Here is a 1,147-nt window from a genome sequence, read left to right on the forward strand (position 1 = left end):
CGGCGCTGCCCGACGCCGAGCCAGTTGCGGCGCGGCGTGAGCCGATGCGGGCCTCGCAACGCCCGCCGTTGCCTTCACGGCTGGTGGCGCAATTGCCCAACGGGGTAAGTCTTGAACTTGAATGTGCGCAACAGGACACGGCGCTGCTCAGGGCGATGATCGACGCGTTGAGGAGCCGCTGATGCTGCGCTTCGCCGATGACCTGCACGTCTACCTGTACCGCGAGCCGATCGATTTCCGTTGCGGCATCAACACCCTTGCCGCCCTGGTTGAGGAATCGATGCAGCTGGACCCGCTCGCCCGTGCCGTCTATGCATTCCACAACCGCAAATGCGATCGCATCAAGCTTCTGCTGTACGAGCGCACCGGTTTCTGGCTGCTGCTGCGTCGGCTCGAGGAAGACCGTTTCGTGTGGCCCCGGCGGAATCAGGAGGTGATCGAACTGACAACGCAGCAGCTTCACTGGTTGCTCGACGGCATCGACATCGACGCGCTTCGCCGTCATCCCGTGCGCCATTACCAGCACGTCAGCTAGCCCGATGCGTTGCACGTAAACAACGGCAGGCGCGCCATTTACGAATTGACGTAAACCCACGGCGCACCGCGTTTCGCTATCCTGGAATGCATGAAGAATGCACCCGACCTCAAACGCGTACCCAGGGCCGTCCAGGGCTATATCCACGCTCTCCAGGCACGTGTAGCCGGCGACGCGAAACATATCGGCGAACTGAACCAGCGCGTCGAGCAACTCGAGGAGCAGCTGCGTCTGCTGCAGGCCGAGCGTTTCGCACCGAAAAGCGAAAAACGCAAGGATCGCGTGTTCGACGAAGCCGAGCAGATTGCACGGACCGAACCGGGCGACGAAGACGATGACGGTGTCCAGCCTGAGCTGCCCGACACCGGATTGCCACCGGCGAGCCAGCCTGAACGACGCAAGGCCGGACGCAAGCCATTGCCGGCGTACCTGACGCGTGAACCAGTCGAATACGACCTGCCGGAGGACCAGCGCGGCTGCCCCTGTTGCGGCAATCAGCTGCATCGCATCGGCGAGGACGTCAGCGAACAGTTGCACGTCGAGGTCAAGTGGACAGTCCGCAAGAACGTGCGTTCCAAGTGGGCGTGCCGGCACTGCGAGCGGCACGCCGAA

General features: G+C 62.9%; 2 protein-coding genes and 1 pseudogene. All 3 read left to right on the top strand.

Features of this window, described 5'->3' with window-relative positions; genetic code table 11:
- Positions 1-182, top strand: a pseudogene (locus tag P3T23_RS47800) (IS66-like element accessory protein TnpA); the annotation flags it as partial.
- Positions 182-535 carry an IS66 family insertion sequence element accessory protein TnpB gene (gene tnpB, locus P3T23_RS47805; protein WP_429322972.1) on the top strand — a complete coding sequence of 118 codons (354 nt, stop codon included), beginning with the start codon at positions 182-184 and terminating at the stop codon, positions 533-535. The pseudogene P3T23_RS47800 and the gene tnpB, both read left to right, overlap by 1 nt.
- 90 nt (positions 536-625) lie before the next feature.
- Positions 626-1,147: IS66 family transposase zinc-finger binding domain-containing protein (locus P3T23_RS47810; RefSeq protein ID WP_429322973.1), on the top strand; the 522-nt coding region annotated here is incomplete at its 3' end.

This window comes from Paraburkholderia sp. GAS448 (assembly GCF_050435685.1).
In the GTDB taxonomy this organism is placed as follows: domain Bacteria; phylum Pseudomonadota; class Gammaproteobacteria; order Burkholderiales; family Burkholderiaceae; genus Paraburkholderia.

Bases quoted from the DNA above. Each gene is read 5' to 3' on its own strand.
- tnpB (WP_429322972.1), top strand. From the start codon at position 182: ATGCTGCGCTTCGCCGATGACCTGCACGTCTACCTGTACCGCGAGCCG.